21 protein-coding genes are annotated in these 23,278 nt (G+C 70.0%); 11 read left to right on the forward strand and 10 right to left on the reverse strand.

The genetic code is table 11. The annotated features are described in order from the left end of the window. Positions 1–14: 14 nt before the first annotated feature. The 5 genes from HDA40_RS22305 to HDA40_RS22325 all read right to left on the reverse strand — a co-directional run bounded on the left by HDA40_RS22305 (position 15) and on the right by HDA40_RS22325 (position 4,662). Positions 15–809, reverse strand: coding sequence for an SDR family NAD(P)-dependent oxidoreductase (locus HDA40_RS22305; protein WP_253758992.1), 795 nt, complete (start codon positions 807–809; stop codon positions 15–17). 63 nt (positions 810–872) lie between these two features. Continuing rightward, positions 873–1,502, reverse strand: coding sequence for a hypothetical protein (locus tag HDA40_RS22310; protein WP_253758994.1), 630 nt, complete (start codon positions 1,500–1,502; stop codon positions 873–875). A 76-nt stretch (positions 1,503–1,578) separates the two neighbouring features. Continuing rightward, the gene (locus HDA40_RS22315) at positions 1,579–2,205 is read right to left on the reverse strand and encodes a hypothetical protein (RefSeq protein WP_253758996.1); all 627 of its coding nucleotides are present in this window, start codon (positions 2,203–2,205) and stop codon (positions 1,579–1,581) included. A gap of 43 nt (positions 2,206–2,248) precedes the next feature. Further along, a complete protein-coding gene (locus HDA40_RS22320; protein ID WP_253758998.1) occupies positions 2,249–3,634 on the reverse strand; it encodes a GTPase in 1,386 nt (461 codons plus the stop codon). Beyond that, entirely contained in the window at positions 3,631–4,662 is a 1,032-nt protein-coding gene (locus tag HDA40_RS22325; RefSeq protein ID WP_253759000.1) for a P-loop NTPase family protein, read from the reverse strand. Before HDA40_RS22325 ends, HDA40_RS22320 begins: the two co-directional genes overlap by 4 nt. Positions 4,663–4,842: 180 nt before the next feature. Here HDA40_RS22325 and dnaK point away from each other — a divergent pair, with 180 nt between their 5' ends. The 4 genes from dnaK (at position 4,843) to HDA40_RS22345 (ending at position 9,273) form a co-directional block, all read left to right on the forward strand. Then, positions 4,843–6,690, forward strand: coding sequence for a molecular chaperone DnaK (gene dnaK, locus HDA40_RS22330; protein ID WP_253759002.1), 1,848 nt, complete (start codon positions 4,843–4,845; stop codon positions 6,688–6,690). After that, positions 6,687–7,583 (forward strand): nucleotide exchange factor GrpE, encoded by an 897-nt coding sequence (locus tag HDA40_RS22335; protein ID WP_253759005.1) that lies wholly within the window; start codon positions 6,687–6,689, stop codon positions 7,581–7,583. Before dnaK ends, HDA40_RS22335 begins: the two co-directional genes overlap by 4 nt. Positions 7,584–7,670: 87 nt before the next feature. Then, positions 7,671–8,852, forward strand: a complete 1,182-nt coding sequence (gene dnaJ, locus HDA40_RS22340; RefSeq protein WP_253759007.1) for a molecular chaperone DnaJ — start codon at positions 7,671–7,673, stop codon at positions 8,850–8,852. Continuing rightward, on the forward strand, positions 8,845–9,273 hold the full coding sequence (locus HDA40_RS22345) for a heat shock protein transcriptional repressor HspR (protein WP_253759009.1): 429 nt from the start codon (positions 8,845–8,847) through the stop codon (positions 9,271–9,273). Before dnaJ ends, HDA40_RS22345 begins: the two co-directional genes overlap by 8 nt. Positions 9,274–9,452: 179 nt before the next feature. Here HDA40_RS22345 and HDA40_RS22350 read toward each other — a convergent pair whose 3' ends face one another. Beyond that, a complete protein-coding gene (locus HDA40_RS22350; RefSeq protein ID WP_253759011.1) occupies positions 9,453–9,881 on the reverse strand; it encodes a hypothetical protein in 429 nt (142 codons plus the stop codon). Between the two features lie 177 nt (positions 9,882–10,058). On the opposite strand from HDA40_RS22350, the gene clpB reads away from it, so the two are divergent. The 3 genes from clpB to HDA40_RS22365 all read left to right on the forward strand — a co-directional run bounded on the left by clpB (position 10,059) and on the right by HDA40_RS22365 (position 13,632). After that, positions 10,059–12,641 (forward strand): ATP-dependent chaperone ClpB, encoded by a 2,583-nt coding sequence (gene clpB, locus HDA40_RS22355; RefSeq protein ID WP_253759013.1) that lies wholly within the window; start codon positions 10,059–10,061, stop codon positions 12,639–12,641. Positions 12,642–12,721: 80 nt separating this feature from the next. Then, on the forward strand, positions 12,722–13,105 hold the full coding sequence (locus HDA40_RS22360) for a hypothetical protein (RefSeq protein WP_253759015.1): 384 nt from the start codon (positions 12,722–12,724) through the stop codon (positions 13,103–13,105). Further along, positions 13,045–13,632, forward strand: coding sequence for a hypothetical protein (locus HDA40_RS22365; RefSeq protein WP_253759017.1), 588 nt, complete (start codon positions 13,045–13,047; stop codon positions 13,630–13,632). The genes HDA40_RS22360 and HDA40_RS22365 overlap by 61 nt, the downstream gene beginning before the upstream one ends. A 183-nt stretch (positions 13,633–13,815) precedes the next feature. Here the strand turns inward: HDA40_RS22365 and HDA40_RS22370 are convergent, their stop codons facing one another. Further along, on the reverse strand, positions 13,816–14,730 hold the full coding sequence (locus HDA40_RS22370) for a hypothetical protein (protein ID WP_253759019.1): 915 nt from the start codon (positions 14,728–14,730) through the stop codon (positions 13,816–13,818). Positions 14,731–15,065: 335 nt separating this feature from the next. On the opposite strand from HDA40_RS22370, the gene pdhA reads away from it, so the two are divergent. The 3 genes from pdhA to HDA40_RS22385 are packed head-to-tail and all read left to right on the forward strand — an operon-like array spanning position 15,066 to position 18,636. Continuing rightward, positions 15,066–16,214 (forward strand): pyruvate dehydrogenase (acetyl-transferring) E1 component subunit alpha, encoded by a 1,149-nt coding sequence (pdhA, locus tag HDA40_RS22375; protein WP_253759020.1) that lies wholly within the window; start codon positions 15,066–15,068, stop codon positions 16,212–16,214. Further along, entirely contained in the window at positions 16,214–17,203 is a 990-nt protein-coding gene (locus HDA40_RS22380; RefSeq protein WP_253759022.1) for an alpha-ketoacid dehydrogenase subunit beta, read from the forward strand. Before pdhA ends, HDA40_RS22380 begins: the two co-directional genes overlap by 1 nt. A gap of 5 nt (positions 17,204–17,208) precedes the next feature. Continuing rightward, entirely contained in the window at positions 17,209–18,636 is a 1,428-nt protein-coding gene (locus HDA40_RS22385) for a dihydrolipoamide acetyltransferase family protein (RefSeq protein ID WP_253759024.1), read from the forward strand. Positions 18,637–18,692: 56 nt separating this feature from the next. On the opposite strand, the gene HDA40_RS22390 is transcribed toward HDA40_RS22385, so the two are convergent. The 3 genes from HDA40_RS22390 to HDA40_RS22400 form a co-directional block, all read right to left on the reverse strand. After that, on the reverse strand, positions 18,693–19,634 hold the full coding sequence (locus HDA40_RS22390; RefSeq protein ID WP_253759026.1) for a hypothetical protein: 942 nt from the start codon (positions 19,632–19,634) through the stop codon (positions 18,693–18,695). Positions 19,635–19,739: 105 nt separating this feature from the next. Then, the gene (locus HDA40_RS22395) at positions 19,740–20,450 is read right to left on the reverse strand and encodes a MaoC family dehydratase (protein ID WP_253759028.1); all 711 of its coding nucleotides are present in this window, start codon (positions 20,448–20,450) and stop codon (positions 19,740–19,742) included. A gap of 69 nt (positions 20,451–20,519) precedes the next feature. Further along, positions 20,520–21,812, reverse strand: coding sequence for a 3-oxoacyl-ACP reductase (locus tag HDA40_RS22400; protein ID WP_253759030.1), 1,293 nt, complete (start codon positions 21,810–21,812; stop codon positions 20,520–20,522). Positions 21,813–21,859: 47 nt separating this feature from the next. Between HDA40_RS22400 and HDA40_RS22405 the strand changes: the two genes are divergently transcribed. After that, positions 21,860–23,224 carry an acetyl-CoA C-acyltransferase gene (locus tag HDA40_RS22405; RefSeq protein ID WP_253759031.1) on the forward strand — a complete coding sequence of 455 codons (1,365 nt, stop codon included), beginning with the start codon at positions 21,860–21,862 and terminating at the stop codon, positions 23,222–23,224. Positions 23,225–23,278 lie beyond the last annotated feature (54 nt).

Below are 23,278 nucleotides of genomic sequence, written 5' to 3' on the forward strand. Positions count from 1 at the left end.
GCCACCTGGGAGTCTTACTGGGAGTCACCGACAGTCCGCCCCATACTCTTCGCGCCGCGCGGCATGATGCGGTGCAACAGGGCCCGCGGCGTGATCTTCAAGGCTCCCACGGCGACCTTGTAGCGCACGCTCGGCACGCTGACGAGCTTGCCTTTTCGCAGGTCACGCATACCCTGCCGGACGACGTCCGGAGCCTGCAGCCAAACGAAGCCCGGCATCTGGTGAGCGGCGATCCCGGCGCGCTGATGAAATTCGGTACGCGTGAATCCCGGGCACAGCGCCATCACGCGTACGCCCCGGTGTTTGACGAGCATGCCGACCGCCTCACTGAAGCTGGTCACCCATGCCTTGCTGGCCGGATAGGTCGAACCCGGCATTGTCGCGGCGAATCCGGCGACCGAGGAGACGTTCACGATCGCGCCTTTTCCTCGCTCCACCATCTTCGGGAGCGCGGAATGAGTGAGACGCATCACTGCGACGATGTTCAGGTTCAGCAGATGAAGTTCATCCTCTACATCGGACTTAAGGAACGACTTGTTGAGTCCGAGTCCCGCATTGTTCACGAGCAGGTCGATCGGCTCCGTCGTGAGCACCTTTTCGACCGCGGCCAGCCCCTCCGGTCTCGTCAGGTCGGCCGGGACCGGCGTCGCGCGTACCCCATGTTCTTGAGCGAGTTGCGCGCAGAAGGCGTCGAGCCGCTCAGCGTCCCGGGCGACGAGGATCAGGTCCATGCCCGCGGCCGCACGGTCGCGGGCGAACTGGGCGCCGATGCCGGCCGTGGCACCAGTGATCAGAGCGGTCGGTGCCATCGCGACATCCTCTACGTCGTGGAAACGGTCGGCTGCTGCGTCCGTCCCCCGCTCGATCCGGCGTCAGCCGGGAGGACGGTGGGACGGACCCAGGATTACCGGCGGCGCGACCTTGCGGAAGAAGGCGTTCGCCACCGGCATCGCGAGCAGTATGGCTACCGCGAGATAGCCGAGCAACTGGAGAATCGCGGCCGTTCCGCCGAGCCCGACCTGCCAACCGGGCACCGCGTCCGCCATCGCGCGAGCCAGATCCACTTGTTCCTGGGCCTGCTGATCGCCTTCGACGGTGATCCGGTCGAGATTCTTGAGGAAGATGAGCCCGGCTCCGCCGCAGCACGCGCACAGCGCGCCGATGCCGCACAGCACCCAGGTGGTGATCCGGGCGGCGTTGCTGCCCTTGACGAGGAAGTACGCCAGCACCAGCAGCACGATGGCGATCAGCAGGCCGATCACCGCGCCCAGAACAGTCTGCAGGCGCAGCTGCGTGACCTGATCGTCGATCTTCTGCGGGGACACCCCCACCCGCAGCGCCAGTACGCGGAACCGGTCGACGGTGGACCCGAGCGACGCGAGGCTGACGATCGCGTTGAGCAGGCCGATGACCCCCAAGACGACGAGGATGACCGCGGCGGTGACGACGACCGCGGGCGCCTTGCGGGCCGGCTGCACCGCCGGTGGGCCGTAGCTCGACATGAAGCATCCCCCCGAATTAGTTCTAACAGGACGAAACTAACCCGGGGGGATGCGACGGCGCAGACGTTTCAGCCGGTCAGGTAGTCGGATAGGTCGGGTAAGGCGGGGTCCACCCGGCGTTCGGGGCAGGCTTGCGGAAGTACGCGTTCGCCGCCGGCAGGACCAGCAGGATGATGACCGCGAGCGCGATCAGCGCCTGCAGCGCGCTCAGGGAGACGGAGACGGGGTGGACCCAGCCGGGGGTGGCCGCTTCGAGCCGCCGCTGAAGTTCCTCCGCGTCGACGCCATTGGTGCTCGACGAACCGCTGAACGACATCCCGGTTCCGTTGGTGGCGGTCCCGGCCCCGGCGCAGCAGAGCAGCAGACCGGCCATGACCCAGGTGACGATCCGGGCGGGCTGCTTGCCCTTGAGGTCCAGGACGCCCAGGGTGATGAAGCCGACGGCGAAGATCACGACGAAGAGGGCCGCGACGCCGATGCTGACGGCCATGATCACGCCGGCGGAGTCCTCCATCGGCGTGCCCTTGTAGACCTCGGGGAACACGTCGCCCATCGCCTGGTAGGTCGGGATGCTGACGAGCAGCCCGATGACCTGGAGCGCGGCGAGCAGATAGAGCAGGAAGCCGGCGGTGGTCACCACGGCCGGACGAGGGGGCCGCTCCGGTTCCACCACGGCGACCGGGGGTGGGGGTGGCATGGTCATGCGCCACACCGTACCCAACCCGGGCTATTTTCTCAGGCCCAGGTCACAGGTCCATGAGAGCGGCCCGAGCGGCGCTGTACGCCGTGACGACGTCCCGGACCGGTGCCATCACATAGGACTCGGCGACGCGGGCGTACTCGGCCTTCGTCCGGCGGTCCTTCTCGTCCTGCGCCTTGCGGCCCAGCCCGGGAACCACCGCGCCGACCGCCCGGCGCCAGCCGCCGCCTTTGTCGAAGGCGTTGACCCGTTCGGACGCGCGCTCCAACGCGGCGGGCAACTCGGCGGCCCGCAGGGTCGCGGCCTCCGAGATCGCCTCGAACCACACCTTCGGCAACCCGTAGGCCGCGTGCTCCGCGTACTGCTCGGCCGCCTCGACCAGCCGATCCTTCGAGCCTTTGGCTCGGTGGAAGCCGTCGGCCAGGACGGACGGGCTGACCATCGGGGCAGGCCCGCCGAACAGTTCGGCGAGATCCTCGAGGACGACCACGAGGTCGGTGTCGAGCCGCTCCAGCACCGCCCGGCGACCGACGACCGACGGTTCGAGCATCTCCCGGAGCTGGCGGATGCCGGCGAAGCCGGCGATCCCGGCACCGGTCGCGGCGAGCGGCGACTTCGACGGATCGGGCTTGCGGAAGGTCGACCGGGGCCGCGCCGGCGGACCGGGCACCTCGTCGGTCGCGGAGGTCGCCACGAGCGGCACGTCGGTCAGGCCGCCCTCGTCGAGCAGCCGTCGCAGGTCACCTGCCACCTGCGGCAGGTTGGCCGGGAGCAGCCGGTCGGTCTGGTTCAGGGCGACGACGAAGCCGCCCCGGCTGGTGGCCAGCCGGCGCAGGTAGCCGTCGTGGACCACGAGATCGGAGTACTTCTGCGGGTCGGTCACCCAGACCACCACGTCGACCAGTTCCAGCAACCGGTCGACCTCGGCCCGGTGCGCGGGCTGGATGGAGTCCACGTCGGGCAGATCCAGCAGGACCATGCCCCGCAGGCCCACCTCGTCGTCGCCGTCCAGCGCGGACTCCCGGGTGAACCGGCGACGGGGCTGCACCCCGAGCCAGTCGAGCAGCGCCTCGCCGCCGTCGCGATCGCCCCAGACACACGCGTACGCCTCGGCGGTGGTCGGCCGCAGCACCCCGACCGGCGACCGGTCGAGCGAGGTGAAGGCGTTGAACATGCTGGACTTGCCGCTGCCGGTCGTCCCGGCCAGCGCCACCGTCGTGTGGGAGAGGGACAGCTCCAAGCGCGCCGAGGCGCGAGCCGCCGCCGCGCGGGCGATCGCCAGGCGGTCAGCGGGCAGGTAAGGGCCCGCCACGTCGAGGACGGCTCGGAGGGTGTCGACCTTCGCGTGCACCGACGACGGAGTCGGTGCGCCGTCGGCCCGCTGGGCGCCCCCCGCGCGATCCGGCGTCAGCCGGGCGGTCTTCCTGCTCATAGTGTGACAGTCTCCCCGACGTCTGAACCTTGCGGAATGTCAGCCGCAGGCCGTTCCGGTCGCCCGTTCGGCTGACCGTTAGACGTCGAGGATTGGACCACATCCGCCGGGTCCGTGTCGGCGGGGTCGGCCTCCGCCGAGGTGGCATCGGCGGTTTCCGCCTCAGGTTCCGCCTCTTCCCACGTTCCGGGCTCGTCGTGCGCGTCCTGCTTTTCGCGCAGAACGACCGTTTCCCGCACCTCGGCGGGTTCTGCCGGCTCGTCGGCCGGCTCCGGGGCAGGTTCGGAGGCTAGCGGCCGGGCCGGTTCCGGCGCTGGTCCTGAAGCCAGTAGCCGGGCCGGTTCGGAGGCTAGCGGCCGGGCCGGTTCCTGGGCTGGTCCTGAAGCCAGTAGCCGAGCCGGTTCCGGTGCCGGATCCGCGGCCGGTTGGGCCGGGGCCGGCGGGCCGGCGACGACCGCGGCGAGCCAGCCGCGCAGCGGGGCCACCAGATCGTCGGGCAGCATGCCCTGCCGGTCGAGCCGGGTCTCCGGAATCAGGAACAGCGGCGGCTCGGGCGGGCCGAGCAGCTCCCGCATGTGGTCCACGATGTCGTACGCGAACCCGGCGGGCACCCGGTCGAGGATGATCCCGAGCGCGACCTGCCGCTCCCGCGCGGCCCGCAGCCGCGCCCAGGCGGCCGCGTCGGCATAGCGGGACGCGGTGGTGACGAAGAGCCAGAGGTCGGCCGCGGCGAGCACGCGATCCGCGGCGGCCCGGTCGACGTCGCCGACCGAGTCGGAGTCGGGCGCGTCGATCAGGGCGATGCCCTCGGGCATCACGGGGGCACAGATGGGACGCAGGCCGTGGCGGCGGACTGTCGCCCAGTCGCGGGGATTGCAGACCAGCACCGGCTGGCGGGTGGTCGGGCGAAGCACCCCGGCTGCGCTGACGGGCGCCCTGACCAGGCTGTTGAGCAGCGTCGACTTACCCGCGCCGGTGGGTCCGCCGACCACCGCGAGCAGGGGAGCCTGGGCCGCGCCATGAGTCACGCAGACCAGACTAGACTGCCGTACGCCGATGTGACTTGACTGTGAAAGACTCAACCCTCGGCTTGACGATGGGCGCGCATGTGTCAGTATTGAGTCCGATCCACTCAACTTAGGCTCAGTACAGCTTCAGTACCGGCTTGAAACCGGCTTGAACCTGCTTGATACCTGGAGGAATACGACATGGCACGTGCGGTCGGCATCGACCTGGGGACGACCAACTCGGTGGTCAGCGTCCTGGAGGGTGGCGAGCCCACCGTCATCGCGAACGCCGAGGGCTCCCGCACGACCCCCTCGATCGTGGCGTTCGCCAAGAACGGCGAGGTGCTCGTCGGCGAGGTGGCCAAGCGTCAGGCCGTCACCAACCCGGACCGGACGATCCGGTCGGTCAAGCGTGAGATGGGCACCAACTGGACCATCGACATCGACGGCAAGAAGTACACCCCGCAGGAGATCTCCGCGCGGGTGCTCATGAAGCTCAAGCGCGACGCCGAGGCGTACCTGGGCGAGAACATCACCGACGCGGTCATCACGGTCCCGGCGTACTTCAACGACGCCCAGCGCACCGCCACCAAGGAGGCGGGCGAGATCGCGGGCTTCAACGTCCTGCGGATCGTCAACGAGCCGACCGCGGCCGCTCTCGCGTACGGGCTGGACAAGGGCACCAAGGAGCAGACCGTCCTCGTCTTCGACCTCGGTGGCGGCACCTTCGACGTCTCCCTGCTGGAGCTGGGCGAGGGCGTCATCGAGGTCAAGTCGACCGCCGGTGACAACCACCTCGGCGGCGACGACTGGGACGACCGGGTCATCGACCACCTGATCAAGACCTTCCGCGGGCAGTACGGCATCGACCTGAGCGCCGACAAGATGGCCATGCAGCGCCTCAAGGAGGCGGCGGAGAAGGCCAAGATCGAGCTCTCGGCGGCCCAGACCACCAGCATCAACCTGCCCTACATCACGGCCGGCCCGGACGGCCCGCTGCACCTGGACACCTCGCTCACCCGGGCCGAGTTCCAGCGGATCACCCAGGACCTCCTGGACCGCTGCAAGACCCCGTTCGAGCAGGCGATCAAGGACGGCGGCGTCAAGGTCGCCGACATCGACCACGTGATCCTGGTCGGCGGCTCGACCCGGATGCCCGCCGTCTCCGAGCTGGTCAAGCAGCTGACCGGCGGTCGTGAGGCCAACAAGGGCGTCAACCCGGACGAGGTCGTCGCGGTCGGCGCGGCCCTGCAGGCCGGTGTGCTCAAGGGTGAGGTCAAGGACGTCCTGCTGCTCGACGTGACCCCGCTCAGCCTGGGCATCGAGACCAAGGGCGGCATCTTCACCAAGCTCATCGAGCGGAACACGACGATCCCGACCAAGCGCTCGGAGATCTTCACGACCGCCGACGACAACCAGCCCTCGGTGCTCATCCAGGTCTTCCAGGGCGAGCGCGAGATCGCGGCGTACAACAAGAAGCTCGGCACCTTCGAGCTGACCGGCCTGCCGCCGGCGCCTCGGGGCGTACCGCAGATCGAGGTCACCTTCGACATCGACGCCAACGGCATCGTCCACGTCAACGCCAAGGACCTGGGCACCGGCAAGGAGCAGTCGATGACGATCACCGGCGGCTCGGCGCTGCCGAAGGACGACATCGACCGCATGATGCGCGACGCCCAGGAGCACGCCGACGAGGACAAGCGTCGCCGGGACGAGGCCGAGACGCGCAACGTCGCCGAGCAGCTCCAGTGGCAGACCGAGAAGTTCCTCGCCGAGAGCGGTGACAAGCTCCCCGCCGACGCGAAGGACAAGCTGAACGACGCTCTCACCGAGGTGCGTTCGGCGCTGGGCGGCACCGACCTGGAGAAGATCAAGACGGCGCACGAGAACCTGGCCCGCGTCTCCTCGGAGGCCGGTTCGCTGCTCTACGGCCAGAACGCCCAGGGCGCGGCGGCCGGCGGCGAGTCCACCGACGGCCCGGGTGCGGCCAAGGGCGGCCCGGAGGACGTAGTCGACGCCGAGATCATCGACGAAGACGGGAAGAAGTGACCGACAGCAACGGCAAGACCCCGGCGGAGCAGTCCGCCGGGGCTGCCGAGCGAATCGTGATCCGGGACAAGCGGAAGATCACTCCGATGGGAGACGCGGCGGGGAAGGACAAGCCCGCGTCGCAGAAGGACGGAGCGACCATGCCTACGCCTGAAGACTCGGCCGCCAAGAGCACCGAGCCGGCGGAGACCGCCGAGACCGTCACCGAACCGGCCGCGGACGCGGCGACGTCGGAGGCTGCCGCGGAGTCGGAGGCGACGACGGCCGCTGATGCGGAGACGCCGGCGGCTGAGGCCGCTCCGGCTGCGGACACCTCGGCGGACGAATCCGCCGAGGCCGCACCGGAGACCGAAGCGGCAGAGGTGCCGAAGGCGGAGACCCCGCCCGCTGAGCCCGAGGAGGCGCCGGCCAAGAAGGCGGCCACCACCGAGGAGGAGGACGACTCGGGACCGCTCGGGGCGGAGCTGGAGATGCTGCGCAAGCAGCTCGACGAGGCTCAGGTCGACATCAAGCGGGTGGCCGCGGAGTACAAGAACTACCGCGACCGCGTCAAGCGCGATCAGGCCACCGCGTCCGAGGTGGCCGTGGCCGGCGTGCTCGCGGCGTTGCTGCCGGTGCTCGACGACCTCGACCGGGCGCGCGACCACGGCGACCTGACCGGCCCGTTCGGCTCGGTCGCCGAGCAGCTGCTGACGGTGGTCGGCAAGTTCAACCTGACCGCGTTCGGGGCCAAGGGCGACCCGTTCGACCCGAACCTGCACGAAGCGGTCGCGCACCTGCCGTCGCCGGACGTCACCGAGGAAACCTGCATCGACGTCATGCGCCGCGGCTACATGTTGGGTGACCGGCTGCTGCGACCGGCCATGGTCGCGGTCGCCGCGCCACCGGAGTAAAGAACTAGCACGGGGATCGTGCGGGTCCCGTCGGCGACGGCGGGACCCGCACGCACAGGTCGGGGCGAGAAGGGAGGACGGGCACCGGTGACCTCGAAGGACTGGCTGGAGAAGGACTTCTACGCCGTGCTCGGGGTGGCGAAGAACGCCACCGCCGACGAGATCAAGCGGGCGTACCGAAGGCTGGCCCGCGAGCTCCACCCGGACCACAACCCCGGCAATCCGCAGGCCGAGGAGCGCTTCAAGAGCGTGTCCGAGGCGTACGCCGTGCTGTCGGACGACAAGCAGCGTCGTGAGTACGACGAGATGCGCTCGCTCTTCGAGGCCGGGGCGTTCCGGCGGGGTGCCCGCACGGGCGGCTACACCGCGCCCGGCGGCTTCGAGGACGTGTTCGGCGGCGACTCCCGATTCGGTGGAGCGGGCTTCTCCGACCTGTTCAGCACGATCTTCTCCGGCGGCAACGCGCCCGGCGCGACCCGTCGGGGGCCCGCCCGCGGCCGGGACGTCGAGACCGACGTGATCCTGGAGTTCCGCGAGGCGGTCAAGGGCACCACCAAGCCCGTCACCGTACGCTCGCCGGGCGTCTGCGACGTGTGCCACGGCAACGGTGCCCGTCCTGGGACACTCCCCCGCACCTGCCCGGTCTGCCAGGGCAGCGGCTTCGTGCCCCGGGCTCAGGGCGCGTTCAGCTTCTCCGAGCCCTGCCGCGAATGCCAGGGCGTCGGCACGGTCGTCGACGAGAAATGCCACGAGTGCCACGGCACCGGCGGCGTCACCAAGACGCGTACGCTCAACGTCCGCATCCCGGCGGGCGTCGCCGACGGGCAGCGCATCCGGCTGGCCGGACGCGGCGAACCCGGCGAACGCGGCGGGTCGGCCGGCGACCTCTACGTCCTGGCGCGCGTACGCCCGGATCCGATCTTCGGCCGCTCGGGCGACGATCTGACGCTGACCGTTCCGATCGGCTACTGGGAGGCGGCGTTCGGCGTCGACCTCCGCGTGCCGACCCTCGACGGCCCGGTGACCCTCCGCGTCCCGGCCGGTACGCCGAGCGGCCGCACGCTCCGCGTACGCGGGAAGGGCGTGGCCCGCAAGGACGGCCGGACCGGCGATCTGCTGGTCACCGTGGAGATCGAGGTCCCGAAGGACCTCACCGCCGACGCCCGGGCGGCGTTGGAGAACTACGCGCACTTCGCGCCGCGTCCGTCCCGTCAGCACCTCGACGTGCACCTGCGGGAGCCGAGCGAGGGAGAGGTCCACTATGGATGACCCTGGTTGGCGGGAGACCGAGATCCAGATCGACGCCAAGGTGCTCATCATCTCCGTGGCGGCGCAGATGGCCGGGATGCACCCGCAGACGCTGCGGCAGTACGACCGGCTCGGACTCGTCCAGCCGGGCCGCGCGGCCGGCGGCGGCCGCCGTTACAGCCTCCGCGACGTGCAACTGCTGCGCGAGGTGCAGCGGCTCAGCCAGGATGAGGGCGTCAACCTGGCCGGGATCAAGCGGATCATCGACCTCGAGAACCTCGTGGCGCACTTGGAGGAGCAGGTCAACGAGCTGCGGGAGATCGCCCAGGCGGCCCTGCAGCGGGTGGCCGAGTTGGAGGCGATGTCGCCGTTCCCCCGCCGCGACCTCCTACCCTCACCCCGCCAGACGAACGCCTTGGTCGTCTGGAAGCCCCAAAGGTAGATCTCGATCTTGCTCTTGTTTTTGATCTAGCCCCGGTGGCACCCGACATTCGGTTCCTGGCAAGGCGCACGCCACCGCCGTTGGCTTGAGCGCAGTTGGCCCGTAGGGCCTCTTCGTCAGGGGCGGGTGGGTGGGAAGGTGGCGAGCAACGCCGCCAGGGGCCGAATGACGGGTGCCCCTCAGAGCCGACGGCCGGAGCGGACTAGGCCCCCCTCGCACCATTCGTGGTATTCGAAGAGTTCTTGGCGCGCCATGAGCATCCGCGTGTTGTGCGCCCAGGTCACCATCAGCTCGTCGCCTTCTTCCTCGGCGATCTCGACCAGCTTGCGCAGCTTCTTGCGCGGGTGTGCCCGGAAGCTCGTGCGGATGCCGTCGGCGGCGTAGATGTAGACGCAGTGCAGGGCGAATCGGCGAGCGGGGCAGCTCGGGTCCATGGCCAGGTCGAACAGCGGATCGATGAGCCGATCGTTGGACACCAGCAGGTCCCAGTCTGGGGGCAGCGTCTGCAACGGGACCGAGTCCGGCGAGTACGCCCACGCGCGCAACTCCGCCGGCCGTGGATCGACCGGATTCACGAAACCGCGGAACACCGCCTGTTGGACGCTCACCATGTGCTCCCGAGGAAGGGCCTTCCTGGCTCAGCCGCGATGCTGCGGCGACACCGTAGCGTGCTGGCTCGGTGACACGGCATTTCCGATGCCAAGCCGTTATATGTCATTCACGAACCCATTCCAGGGACCCGCGATGTAGCGCCCTGAAGTTGAGTCGACTAGACTCAACCCACGATGGACACTCAACGCCTCACCACCAAATCCCGGGAAGTCATCGCCGGTGCGGTAGCCATCGCCGGGCAGCGCGGACACGCCGTCGTCGAGGCCTGGCACCTGCTGCTCGCCCTCCTCGACACGGGCGGTTCGACCGCCGCCGGGCTACTCCGCGCCGTGGGGGCCAACCCCGCCGACGTACGCCGTGCTGCCGCCCGCGCGGTCGAGCAGATGCCCACGGCCCGGGGCTCCAGCGTCGCCGAGCCGACGCTGTCCCGGGAGTTCCTGAACTCCCTCAACGCCGCCGAGCAGATCGCCCGGCCGCTCGGCGACGAATACGTCTCGACCGAGCACCTGCTGGCCGGGCTCGCCCAGGTCGGCGGGGCCGTCGGCGACCTGCTCAAGCAGCACGGCGCGACGGAGCAGCAGCTGGTCGCCGCCTTCCCGACGATCCGCGGCGGCGAGCGCCGGGTCACCAGTCCCGATCCCGAGCAGCAGTACCAGGCGCTCGAGAAGTACGGCATGGACCTGACCGCCCGCGCCCGAGAGGGCAAGGTCGACCCGGTCATCGGGCGCGACGCCGAGATCCGGCGGGTCATCCAGGTGCTCTCGCGGCGTACCAAGAACAATCCGGTGCTCATCGGCGAGCCCGGCGTCGGCAAGACCGCCATCGTCGAGGGCCTCGCCCAGCGCATCGTCGCCGGCGACGTCCCCGAGTCGTTGCGCGACAAGCGGCTGGTCAGCCTCGACCTGGGGGCCATGGTCGCCGGCGCGCAGTACCGGGGGCAGTTCGAGGAGCGGCTGAAGAGCGTCCTCGAGGAGATCACCGGCAGCGACGGCCAGATCATCACCTTCATCGACGAGCTGCACACGGTGGTCGGCGCGGGCAAGGGCGAAGGCTCGATGGACGCCGGCAACATGCTCAAGCCCATGCTCGCCCGGGGCGAGCTGCGGATGGTCGGCGCGACCACGCTCGACGAATACCGTGAGCACATCGAGGCGGACCCGGCCCTCGAACGGCGCTTCCAGCCCGTCCTGGTCGGCGAGCCATCCATCGAGGACACCATCGGCATCCTGCGCGGGCTCAAGGAACGCTACGAGGTGCACCACGGCGTACGGATCACCGACGCCGCGCTCGTCGCCGCGGCCTCGCTCAGCGACCGCTACATCGCCGACCGCTTCCTGCCGGACAAGGCCATCGACCTCGTGGACGAGGCCGCGTCGCGGTTGCGCATGGAGATCGACTCGCGTCCCGTCGAGGTCGACGTGATCGAGCGAGCGGTACGCCGCCTGGAGATCGAGGAGATGGCGCTGGCGAAGGAGAGCGACCCGGCTTCGGCCGAGCGCCTCGATCGGCTCCGCGCCGAACTGGCCGACAAGCGGGAACAGCTCACCGCCCTGAGCGAGCGGTGGCAGACCGAGAAGTCGCACATCCAGGCGATCTCAGCCGCCAAGGAGGAGCTGGAGGCGCTGCGCGGCGAGGCGGACCGGGCCGAACGCGACTCCGACCTCGGCCGCGCCTCCGAGCTGCGCTACGGCCGCATCCCGGAGCTGGAACGCAAGCTGACCGAGGCCGAGACCGAGCTGGCCGGACTGCAGGACCACGGCGCGATGCTCAAGGAAGAGGTCGGCCCGGACGACATCGCCGAGGTGGTGGCGTCGTGGACCGGCATCCCCGCCGGCCGGATGCTCGAAGGCGAGACGGCCAAGCTGCTGCGGATGGAGGATTCGCTCGGCTCCCGGGTCATCGGGCAGCCCGAGGCGGTCGCCGCGGTGAGCGACGCCGTACGCCGGGCGCGAGCCGGCGTCGCCGACCCCGACCGGCCCACCGGATCCTTCCTGTTCCTCGGCCCGACCGGGGTCGGCAAGACCGAGCTGGCCAAGGCTCTCGCCGAGTTCCTCTTCGACGACGAGCGCGCCATGGTACGCATCGACATGAGTGAGTACGCCGAACGCCACTCGGTCGCCCGGCTGGTCGGCGCCCCGCCCGGTTATGTCGGGTACGACGAGGGCGGTCAGCTCACCGAGGCGGTCCGGCGGCGGCCGTACTCCGTCGTGCTCCTCGACGAGGTGGAGAAGGCCCATCCCGACGTCTTCGACGTGCTGTTGCAGGTGCTCGACGACGGACGGCTCACCGACGGCCAGGGGCGTACGGTCGACTTCCGGAACACCATCCTGATCCTGACCTCGAACCTGGGATCACATGCGATCGCCGATCCGGCGTTGAGCGAACAGCAGCGGCAGGACTCGGTGATGGCGACCGTCCGGGCGCACTTCAAGCCCGAGTTCCTCAACCGGCTCGACGACATCGTGGTGTTCCACGCGTTGAGCGAGAACGAGCTGTCGGCCATTGTGGAGATCCAGATCGACCGGCTGCGGCGGCGCCTCGCCGAGCGCCGGCTCACCCTGGAGGTCACCGCCGACGCGCTGGGCTGGTTGTCCGGGCACGGCTATGACCCCGTGTACGGCGCTCGCCCGTTGCGACGGCTGGTGCAGACGGCGATCGGCGACAAACTCGCCCGCGCCCTGCTCGCCGGGGAGATCCACGACGGCGACACCGTACGCGTCGACCGAGAGAATGACGGCCTCATCCTCAAACAGTGACAGAGTTCCCTCGAACAGTGGGATCGTCCTGCTGAAACAGCGGAAGTGGGGACGGTCTAGATCGGATAGCGTCGCCGGTCATGACCGCCCCCGCCGCCGTCACCGGTGACTTCCTGCCGACCGTGTCGCAGCGTGGCCCGCGACCGGCCACCGTCACCATCGGAGCCGCGTTCCAGGCCGCGTCGGTGGTGGTCTTCCTGCTGCTGATCGCGGCGGCCTGGATCGCCCGGGCGCAATACGACGCGTACGCCGACGAGGCCGCCCGGCTCGTCTCGACCCGGCCGGGCGAACTCGACGCCGAACATTCGAGCAACCTGGCCATGGCGATCGCGATCAGCGTCCTGGCAGGGCTGCCCGCAGGGTGGTTCGCCGCGACCCTGTGGCCGCTGTTCCGCGGGCCAACGTGGCTCGCATCCTGGCCGCGATCGGCGCCTTCGCCATCCCCGGGCTCGGCCTGCTCATGATCATCGGCAGCTGCCTCAGCGGGATGTTCCTGCTGGCCCTCCTCACCGGTATGCCGTTCGACGAGGAGCCGATCACGATCGACGACTCCGGCGGGGACTACCCCGACGACTTCTCGGACGACTTCCCCGGGTCGCCGTTCCAGGAGAAGCTCTGGGACCTGCAGTCGTCGGCGCCGTTCGACATCGCCGGGCTGATTCCGCTCGCCTTGTTCGCCGTCGTCTGCGTCCTCGCCGTGACCGCGATCATGTACGTCCTGCCGTCGACCAACCGCTGGTACAACCCGGCTCGGGCGATCCCACGTGGACGGCCGTATCCGGTCTACTACCCCGTGTACTACCCGTATCCGAGTGCGTACCCGCCGCCTGGCGCTCCGACGATGCCTCTCCCGCCGACTACGGCTACGCCTCCCCCGCCGGCCGCCGAGCCCCCGAAACTTCAGCCCCCAGCTGCCGAGCCCGCAGCCGCCGAGTCGCCAGTCGTCGAGCCCGCAGCCGTCGAGTCGCCAGCTGACCCGCCGCAGTCCTGATCCGGCTCCCGCCCGATCCCGATCCCGGTCCCGGCTCCGGCTCCGGCTCCGGCTCCGGCTCCGGCTCCGGCTCCGGCTCCGGCTCCGGCTCCGGCTCCGGCTCCGGCTCCGGCTCCGGCTCCGGCTCCGGCTCCGGCTCCGGCTCCGGCTCCGGCTCCGGTGATCATGCTCGCCGGGAGTTGATCAGGGTGCTGGGAACACGACACGCCGGTTGATCACGACCGAAAGTTCATGATCAACGGGACGGGGCGGGCGCACAGCGCGGGCGGGGTGGGAGGCGGTGGGGTGGGAGGCGGTGAGGCGGGAGGCGGTGGAGCGGGTGGGGCGGGTGACGGCGGCGCGTTCCACCACGACTCGTGCGGGGCGGGGTGAGCGGAGGGCCGGTCGGCGCACGATCGGGCGGCCGATGGGTGCCAGCTTCGCCGAGGCGAGCGCTACGACGGCGGGTGTGAGCGCGGCCGACAGGTCCACCACCGGCTGCAGCACGACCGGCCGCACGAAGGGCTGCTCCGGCCGAACCTGGACCACCACTGGGCGTACGGCGGGCTTCGGGGGCTTGGCGGCCACCGGGCGCACCGCCGGGGCCTTCGCGGGGATCGTCCGCTCCGGTACGCGTACCCCTTGGTGGGGAGTGAGCACCGTGGTCTGGTGTGGGTGTGCCGGGGTGATCCGCGCGGGCTCCACCCGGAGCGTGAGCGGGCCCTGGCCGTGTGCGCGGACCCGGACCGGCGCGGGGGCCGCGGGTTCGGTGAGCAGTACGCCGGCCGGTTCCCGGAAGGTCGGTGCGAGGTCGTCGAGGCCGGTACGCATGACGACGAAGGTGGGCAGCGAGGTCAGCCCGACCATGGTGGCGACGAGGAGCCCGAATCGGCCCTGACCCCCGCGCAGGGCGGCCCGGATGCGTTGCCCGACCACGGTCGGCAGGTACGCCTCCGCGGCCTGGTCCTCCTCGCCGGTCTCGCCGGTCTCGTCGTCGGAGTCGGCCGGGGCGGCCGGGGCGGGCCACCGCCGGTCGCCGCTTCGGGCCTGCTTGTGGCGGTTCTTCTCCAGGACGGAATCCAGGAATCCCTCGGAGGTCGATTCCGCATCCTGCGCCATAAACGCCTCCAAACCTCAGATCCCGGGGAATTTCCACAGAATGCCGCATAGCTCCATAGAAACCGCGGATTCCACGCCGAAGCCGGCTGGACTAAAGCGACACTGGGTATCAGTGGGGTCATAAGCGGCCGCATGATATCGGCCACGCTGTGAGCGCGGCCACGGATGCGGCAGGATATGGGGGTAAGGCGGCAACGGTGCCGCGGGTCTTCCGTGACTGCACCTGCCGGCGAACTCCCGTCGCGCGACAGCCCCCACCTGGGCGAGGCGCGACGCCGACCGCTCCGACGGCAGGCCAACCCCGCCGCCGAGCACATCAGAACAGGGAGATACGGATGACCAAGGGCGCAACCGCCCCGCGCCGTTCCGGCGGCAGCCGGGGCCGCGGTGGCACTCCCCCCGAGCCCGACTACGTACAGCTGCTCACCCCGGATGGCGAGCGGGTGAGCCACCCCGACTACTCGGTCGACTTCTCCGACGAGGAACTGCGCGGGCTCTACCGCGACCTCGTCACGGTCCGCAAGCTCGACGCCGAGGCCACCGCCCTGCAGCGGCAGGGCGAGCTGGGCATCTGGGCCAGCCTGCTCGGGCAGGAGGCGGCTCAGGTCGGTTCGGGGCGCGCGATGCGCAGCCAGGACATGGCCTTCCCGACCTATCGCGAACACGGCGTGCTCTACTGCCGGGGCATCGACCCGATCATGCCGCTGAGCCTGTTCCGCGGCGTCGACCAGGGCGGCTGGGACCCGGTGGCGAACAAGTTCAACCTGTACACGATCGTGATCGGCGCGCAGACGCTGCACGCGACCGGTTATGCCATGGGAATCGCGAAGGACGGCAAGGTCGGCACCGACGACGGCGAGGCCGTCATCGCGTACTTCGGCGACGGCGCGACCAGCCAGGGCGACGTCAACGAGGCCTTCATCTGGTCCTCGGTCTTCCACGCCCCGGTCGTCTTCTTCTGCCAGAACAACCAGTACGCGATCAGCGAGCCGCTGGAGCGCCAGACCCGCATCCCGCTGTTCCAGCGGGCGGCCGGCTTCGGCTTCCCCGGCGTCCGGGTCGACGGCAACGACGTGCTGGCCTGCTACGCGGTCACGCGGGCGGCGCTCGACAACGCCCGGCTGGGCCAGGGCCCGACGCTGATCGAGGCTTACACCTACCGGATGGGCGCGCACACCACCTCCGACGACCCGACGCGCTACCGGGTCTCCTCCGAAGTGGAGGCTTGGCAGGCGAAGGACCCGATCGCCCGGGTCCGGGCGCTGCTCACCAAGGAGAAGATCGCCGACGACGCGTTCTTCGATTCCGTCGACGCCGACGCCAAGGCGGAGGCCGTCCAGTTGCGGGAACGGGTGCTGACCATGCCCGACCCCGACCCGGCCCAGATCTTCGAGCACGTCTACGTCGAGGGCTCGCCGCTGGTCGAGGCCGAGCGCAAGCAGTTCGAGGCGTACGCCGCGTCCTTCGAGGGGAGTGCGCACTGATGGCGGTCGAGACCCTGACCCTGGGCAAGGCGCTCAACACCGGCCTGCGCCGCGCCATGGAGCGCGACGACAAGGTCATCCTCATGGGCGAGGACATCGGCAAGCTCGGCGGCGTCTTCCGCATCACCGACGGCCTGCAGAAGGACTTCGGCGAGGAGCGGGTCATCGACACCCCGCTCGCCGAGTCCGGCATCATCGGCACCGCGATCGGCCTGGCCCTGCGCGGCTACCGGCCGGTCTGCGAGATCCAGTTCGACGGGTTCGTCTACCCGGCGTACGACCAGATCGTGTCGCAGGTGGCGAAGTTCCGCTACCGCTCGCGGGGCCACGTCAACCTGCCGATGGTCATCCGCATCCCGTTCGGCGGCGGCATCGGCGCGGTCGAGCACCACAGCGAGTCGCCGGAGGCGTACTTCTCGCACACGGCCGGGCTCAAGGTCGTCGCGTGCGCCAACCCGGAGGACGCGTACTTCATGATCCAGCAGGCGATCGCGTCCGAGGACCCGATCATCTTCCTGGAGCCCAAGCGCCGCTACTGGGAGAAGGGCGCCGTCGACACCGCGCTCGGTCTCGACGCCGTCACCCCGCTGCACAACAGCCGCGTGGTCCGGCCCGGCACCGACGCCACCGTCCTCGCGTACGGCCCGATGGTCAAGACCGCGCTCGACGCGGCCACCGCCGCCCAGGAGGACGGCCGGTCGCTCGAGGTCATCGACCTCCGCTCGCTCTCGCCGATGGACCTGACTCCGGTCTTCGATTCGGTACGCCGAACGGGGCGACTGGTCGTCGTGCACGAGGCGGCGGGGAACCTGGGGATGGGCTCGGAGATCGCCGCCCGGGTGACCGAGGAGTGCTTCTACTCCTTGGAGTCGCCCGTTCTGCGGGTGACCGGATACAACACCCCCTACCCGGCCTCGCGCCTGGAGGAGGAGTACCTGCCGGACCTGGATCGCGTCCTGGACGCCGTCGACCGTTCGTTCGGCTGGTGATCGGCGTGACCGTCAAGGAATTCAACCTGCCTGACCTCGGTGAGGGTCTGACCGAGGGCGAGATCCTGAAGTGGCTCGTCAGCGTCGGTGACGTGATCGAGCTGAACCAGCCGATCGTGGAGGTCGAGACGGCGAAGGCGGCCGTCGAGATCCCCGCGAAGTGGGCCGGCAAGGTCGTCGAGATCCACCATCCGGAAGGGACTGTCGTCGAGGTCGGCGCGCCCATCATCGCGATCGACACCGACCCGTCCGGTTCCTCGAAGGCCCCGGCGACCCCCTCCTCAGCTCCGGCCGACGACATGTCGTCGCAGGCCGCGGCGGGCGCGGAGAAGGCTGCCGAGGCAGGTGCCGGGCTCATCGGCGGACCCGCGCCCGGTGGGCGTACGGCGGTGCTGGTCGGATACGGGCCGCGCACGACGGAGGCGAAGCGGCGTCCCCGGATCGGTGCTTCTTCTCCGGCGGCACCCGCTGCTGCTCCGGTTGCCGCTGCTCCGGCGGCCCCGGCTCCGGCTCCGGTTGCTCCGCGTCCGGTTGCTCCGGCGCCGGCTCCGGTCAACGGGGGCGCTTCGGTGCTGGCCAAGCCGCCGGTCCGCAAGCTCGCCCGTGACCTCGGCGTCGACCTGACGACGATCACGGGCACCGGTCCGCAGGGTTCGATCACCCGCTCCGATATCGAAGCGGCCCGGTCGGCCCCGGTCTCGGCTCCAGCGCGCGTCGTCGTCACCGGCGAACGCGAGCAGCGGATCCCGGTCAAGGGCGTACGCAAGCTGACGGCGGCCAACATGGTGGCGTCGGCCTTCACCGCACCGCATGTCACGGAGTTCCTGACCGTCGACATGACCCGGTCGATGAAAGCGCTGGACCGGTTGCGGGCCCAGCGCGACTGGCGCGACGTACGCATCTCGCCCCTGCTCATGGTGGCCAAGGCGGTGCTGCTCGCAGTCCAGCGGCACCCGATGGTCAACTCGACGTGGGACGAGGCCGCCCAGGAGATCGTGGTGAAGAACTACGTGAACCTCGGCATCGCCGCCGCGACCGATCGCGGGCTGATCGTGCCCAACATCGCCGACGCCCAGGCGCTCTCGCTGCGCGAGCTGGCGGACGCGATGACCGACCTGGTGACCGTGGCGAAGTCGGGCAAGACGCCGCCCGCCGCGATGACTGGGGGCACGTTCACCATCACCAACGTCGGCGTCTTCGGCGTCGACACCGGTACGCCCATCCTGCCCCCCGGCGAAGCGGCGATCCTCGCCTTCGGTGCCGTACGCGAGCAGCCGTGGGCGTACAAGGGGAAGGTCAAGCTGCGTCAGGTGACGACGCTCGGCCTCTCCTTCGACCACCGCATCATCGACGGGGAGCTGGGTTCCCGCTTCCTCGCCGACATCGGCGCGTTCCTCGCCGACCCCGAGGCAGCCCTGCTCGCCTGGACGTAACACCCCTTGATCAGCGGAGTTTTCGCGGGGCCATGACCCCACGAAAACTCCGCTGATCATGAAACGAATCGAATTCCGGGCCGGACGCCGGCCCGAAGACGCTCCACATAGGCGCGCTCGATCTCCGCGAGCACGGACTGCGGCGATTCCCTGATTTGCCTCGGCGTGAAGTGCAGCACCAGGATCCCCGCCGCGGCGAGCAGATTGTGATGCCGCAGCGCCGCTTCCCAGCCCTGTGCGTTGAGGTGGAACTCGCGAGAGTCGACCTCCAGTGCGATGCCTGCCTCCTCCAGATAGCCGTCAGGGGTCGGCAGCCGATCGCCCGTCGGGCCCGCCAGTTGCGGGTTCCAGCGGATCGCGGGCAGCAGCAGGCTGTGCTGGGTCAATGCCCGGAGTTCGGCTTCGGGTGCCGAGCGCACTCCGTCGGCCACCTCGTCCAGCACCGCCCTGAGCACGGCCGTCCCATTGCGGCGCGCCGACTCCAGTTCCTCCCGGAGCGCTCGCACAGTGGTGATCTCGTTCTGAACCGCCTCGGCCACGACGGCACGGGCGGTCCGGGAGTCGTATCCGGTTCGCATCGCGTCGACGACGGCGCGGGCCGGCGAGCAGACGCGTACGCACCCCGCATACGGCCGGTAGGTCGGGTCGAGGCGATCAGTGCGATGAACCTGCACTCGGGGGACGCGAGCCAGCCGACGACGTTCCGGCAGGAGCACATGGACGACGGACTCCCGGGGTGCGTACCGGAAGCCGTGGATCTCCAGCGCGCTCAGCCCGGCGAGTTGCGCCCGCTCACCGGCGTACAGCCCGGCGGCGATGAACTGCTGCCGTCGAGTCAGCGTGCCGGAGAAGGTCGCCACCACCCTAGGCAGTACGCGCTGCCAGGTCCCCCGCCGGACCCGCCAGCGGATGGCCTCCTGGGTGAATCCGACGTCACGGAGTTGGCCATAGGTAGCCAACTGCTCCTGCCGATGAAGCAGCTTCGCCAATGCGTCCACACCAGCATTTCATCGAGGCTCACCGTTGTTGGACACCCCCTGTGGACGAACCCCGTTGATCAACGGAAGTATCGAGGGGTCATGGCACCGCGAGACTTCCGCTGATCAAGAAAACTCGACGAAAAGGTGCGACCTGTCGCCCGAACGAGCCGAGCGAAGCTCGGCGGCCGCCGAGCTGGAGCGAAGCTCGGCAGAGCTGCGCAAGAAGATGGGCGAGCGAAAGCGAGCCGTAACAGCGGAGGCGGAAGGCCGAGTAGCGGCGAGGACACGAGCGAGCGTGTACATACCATGAGCGATGGGCCGAGCGAAGCCGAAGGCGCGAGCGCCCAGAAGCGAAGTGTGAATGGGGTTGTGGTCGCCGGAAACGGCGGCGTAGCGCCGTCCCGCGTCAGCGGCGAACCGCAGGACCGCCGAAGGCGGCCCTTCCAAGTGCTCTTCCGGCGTTGCCGGAAGATCCGACGGCGCCCCGCGACGCAAATAGGTAGACGTCTCCTCCCAGACCACACCCCCATTCAGGGATGCCGTGGTGACCACGTCGAACTGCCGCCCCCGCCGATGAGCCCGCAGATCCCGCGCCACCACCGTGAATTCGAGCGACGCGCCCAACGGCAGCGGCCCGTGCACGATGTGCGAGTTGGCGATGTGCACCAGCCCGACGACCGGGAACGGGAAGTCTCCGCCGGACATGAGCCGCATGGTCGGCCCGAACGCCATGATGTGCGGGTACGTCGGCGGCAGTTCGTCACGCAGCGCGTACCCGCACACCGCGTTGTAGGCGGCCACCGAGGGGACCGACGAGGCGGCGGCGAACTCCACCACAGTGGACGGGAGCACCGCCGGCCGGGGTCGCGGAAGGAGCGAAGCAGCCGCGCGCAGCAGCATGAATCACGCCCCCAGCATCTGCTGGCCGCAGACCCGCAGCACGTTGCCGGTCACGCCGGCCGAGCCGGGTTCGGCGAAGTAGCCGATGGTCTCGGCGACGTCGATCGGCAGCCCGGCCTGCGCCAGCGAGTTCATCCGGCGGCCGCCTTCGCGTACCACGAGGGGCAGGTGGGCGGTCATGGCCGTCTCGATGAAGCCGGGCGCGACCGCGTTGACCGTGATGCCGCGGTCGGCCAGTACCGGCGCGAGCGCCCGGACCCAGCCGGCCACGCCCGCTTTCGAGGTCGCGTAGTTCGTCTGGCCGCGATTGCCCGAGAGGCCCACGACCGACGACACGCCGATGATCCGCCCGCCGGCCGGGATCAGGCCGGCCTCGACCAGCGCGTCGGTCACGCGTACCGGTGCGGCCAGGTTCACCGCCAAGACCTGGTCCCATTGGTCCGGGCGCATGTTGGCCAGCGTCTTGTCCCGCGTGATGCCCGCGTTGTGCACGACCACGTCCACTCGGCCATGGCGGTCCTTCAGATGGTCGACGAGGCGCGCGGCCGCGTTCTCCACCGCCAGATCCGACTGGTACGCCGTACCGCCGAGCGAGTTGGCCACAGCGGCGAGGGAGTCCCCGGCGGCGGGAACGTCCAGGCAGACCACGTGGGCTCCGTTGCGCGCGAGCACCCGGGCGATGTCCGCCCCGATCCCCCGGGCCGCCCCGGTCACCAGTGCGATCTTGTCCGCGAGGGTGTCCTGCGACAGCGGTCCCACCGGAGCGCCCAGGGTCACCACCTGACCGTCCACGTAGGCCGATCGACCCGACAGGAAGAAGTCCAGCGTGGAGCGCAGGGTTTCCGGCTCGGTGGCCTCCGCTGTGCGTACAAGTTGAACGGTTGTGCCGCGACCCACCTCCTTGGCGAGGCTGCGGGTGAACCCCTCGACGGCCTGGCGCACCGCCGCGACCTCGACCGACGCGGCCTCGGCAGGCAGTCCGGCCAGCACGATCACGCGGCCGGCGGGAGTGAGGCCGCGCGCGATCGGGTGGACGGTGTCGTAGAGATCGCGCAGGTCCTCGACGGTGGCGAGGGTCGTCGCGTCGAGGACGAGCCCGCCGAGCTTCTCGCCGTCGCCCGGGTACCAGCCCTCGATGCCGGCGGCGAACCTGCCCTCCCCCGCGATCCGCACCGGGCCGGCGAGCGGATGATCCGCGTCGTAGCGGCGGAGATTGGGCGGGTTGGGCAGGCCGAGTCGCTTGACCAGGACACTCCCACCGGCGCTGCGTGCGAACGACGCGTAACGGTCCGACATAAGGTTGACTGTACCCACAAGACCTACTCGCGAGTAAGTTATACGCCATGAGAAACGTACGACGGGTCGGCGTCCTGGGCGGGAATCGGATTCCGTTCGCCCGCTCCAACGGCCGCTACGCGAAGGCGTCGAACTCCGACATGCTCGGCGCGGCCCTGGACGGGCTGGTCGCCCGGTTCGGGCTGGCCGGCGAGCGGATCGGCGAGGTCGCCGCCGGTGCGGTCCTCAAGCACAGCCGCGATTTCAACCTCACCCGAGAGGTCGTCCTGGGCTCGACCCTCGACGGGCGTACGCCGGCCGTCGACCTCCAGCAGGCTTGCGGAACCGGTCTGCAGAGCGTGATCTACCTGGCCAACAAGGTCGCGCTGGGCCAGATCGACTCCGGCATCGGCGGCGGCGTCGACACGACGAGCGACGCGCCGCTGGCCCTGAACGAGAGCTTCCGCAAGGCGCTGCTCGAACTGAGCCAGGCCCGTACGCTCGGCGGCCGGATGCAGGCCGCGCTGAAGTTGCGGCCGTTGCAGCCGTTCCAGCCCGAGATCCCGCGCAACGCCGAACCGCGTACGGGGATGTCGATGGGCGAGCACGCGGCGCTCACCACGCTGAAGTGGGGGATCACCCGGGAGGCGCAGGACGAGCTGGCCCTGGATTCGCACCGCAACCTCGCCGCGGCGTACGACGAGGGGTTCCTCGACGATCTGCTCACGCCGTATCTGGGGCTGTCGCGGGATCAGAACCTGCGGGGCGACAGCACGCTCGACAAACTGGCCAGGTTGAAGCCGGTGTTCGGCGCACGCGGCGACAACCCGACGATGCTGCTGGGGTCGGACCAGGCCGACCTCCCGGACTCCGATCGTCGCCGGATCGAGCGACCCGGCCCGACGATGACGGCGGGCAACTCGACGCCGCTGACCGATGGTGCGGCCTTGGTGTTGCTGGGCACGGACGAGTGGGCTGCCGACCACCATCTGCCCGTGCAGGCGTACTTCGTCGACGCGCAGACCGCCGCCGTGGACTTCACGCCGCGCAATCCGGACCCGGAGGGGCTGCTCACCGCGCCCGTGTACGCCGTACCCGAGCTGCTGGCCCGCAACGGGCTGACGTTGCAGGACTTCGACTTCTACGAGATCCACGAGGCGTTCGCCTCGCAGGTGCTGGCCACGCTGGCCGCCTGGGAGTCGGAGGAGTTCTGCCGCGAGAAGCTGGGTCTGGAGAAGGCGCTCGGCCCGATCGACCGGACGAAGCTCAACGTACGCGGCGGCTCGCTGGCGGCGGGGCATCCGTTCGCGGCGACCGGCGGCCGCATCGTGGCGACCTTGGCAAAGCTGCTGGCCACCAGGGGCAGCGGACGGGGTCTGATCTCCATCTGCGCCGCTGGTGGGCAGGGCGTCGTCGCCATCCTCGAACGCTGACGGCCCGGCCGGGGGCGGCGTACCCGCCCCGGCCGGTCAGCTCGGCTAGGCTTC

The organism is Hamadaea flava (assembly GCF_024172085.1).
In the GTDB taxonomy this organism is placed as follows: Bacteria; Actinomycetota; Actinomycetes; order Mycobacteriales; family Micromonosporaceae; genus Hamadaea; species Hamadaea flava.

Coding starts and splice junctions, on each gene's coding strand:
- clpB (WP_253759013.1), top strand. CDS start 10,059: ATGGACACTCAACGCCTCACCACCAAATCCCGGGAAGTCATCGCCGGT.
- HDA40_RS22400 (WP_253759030.1), bottom strand. CDS start 21,812: ATGTCGGACCGTTACGCGTCGTTCGCACGCAGCGCCGGTGGGAGTGTC.
- HDA40_RS22345 (WP_253759009.1), top strand. CDS start 8,845: ATGGATGACCCTGGTTGGCGGGAGACCGAGATCCAGATCGACGCCAAG.
- HDA40_RS22405 (WP_253759031.1), top strand. CDS start 21,860: ATGAGAAACGTACGACGGGTCGGCGTCCTGGGCGGGAATCGGATTCCG.
- dnaK (WP_253759002.1), top strand. CDS start 4,843: ATGGCACGTGCGGTCGGCATCGACCTGGGGACGACCAACTCGGTGGTC.
- HDA40_RS22315 (WP_253758996.1), bottom strand. CDS start 2,205: ATGACCATGCCACCCCCACCCCCGGTCGCCGTGGTGGAACCGGAGCGG.
- HDA40_RS22380 (WP_253759022.1), top strand. CDS start 16,214: ATGGCGGTCGAGACCCTGACCCTGGGCAAGGCGCTCAACACCGGCCTG.
- HDA40_RS22360 (WP_253759015.1), top strand. CDS start 12,722: ATGACCGCCCCCGCCGCCGTCACCGGTGACTTCCTGCCGACCGTGTCG.
- HDA40_RS22305 (WP_253758992.1), bottom strand. CDS start 809: ATGGCACCGACCGCTCTGATCACTGGTGCCACGGCCGGCATCGGCGCC.
- HDA40_RS22310 (WP_253758994.1), bottom strand. CDS start 1,502: ATGTCGAGCTACGGCCCACCGGCGGTGCAGCCGGCCCGCAAGGCGCCC.
- pdhA (WP_253759020.1), top strand. CDS start 15,066: ATGACCAAGGGCGCAACCGCCCCGCGCCGTTCCGGCGGCAGCCGGGGC.
- HDA40_RS22320 (WP_253758998.1), bottom strand. CDS start 3,634: ATGAGCAGGAAGACCGCCCGGCTGACGCCGGATCGCGCGGGGGGCGCC.
- HDA40_RS22370 (WP_253759019.1), bottom strand. CDS start 14,730: ATGGCGCAGGATGCGGAATCGACCTCCGAGGGATTCCTGGATTCCGTC.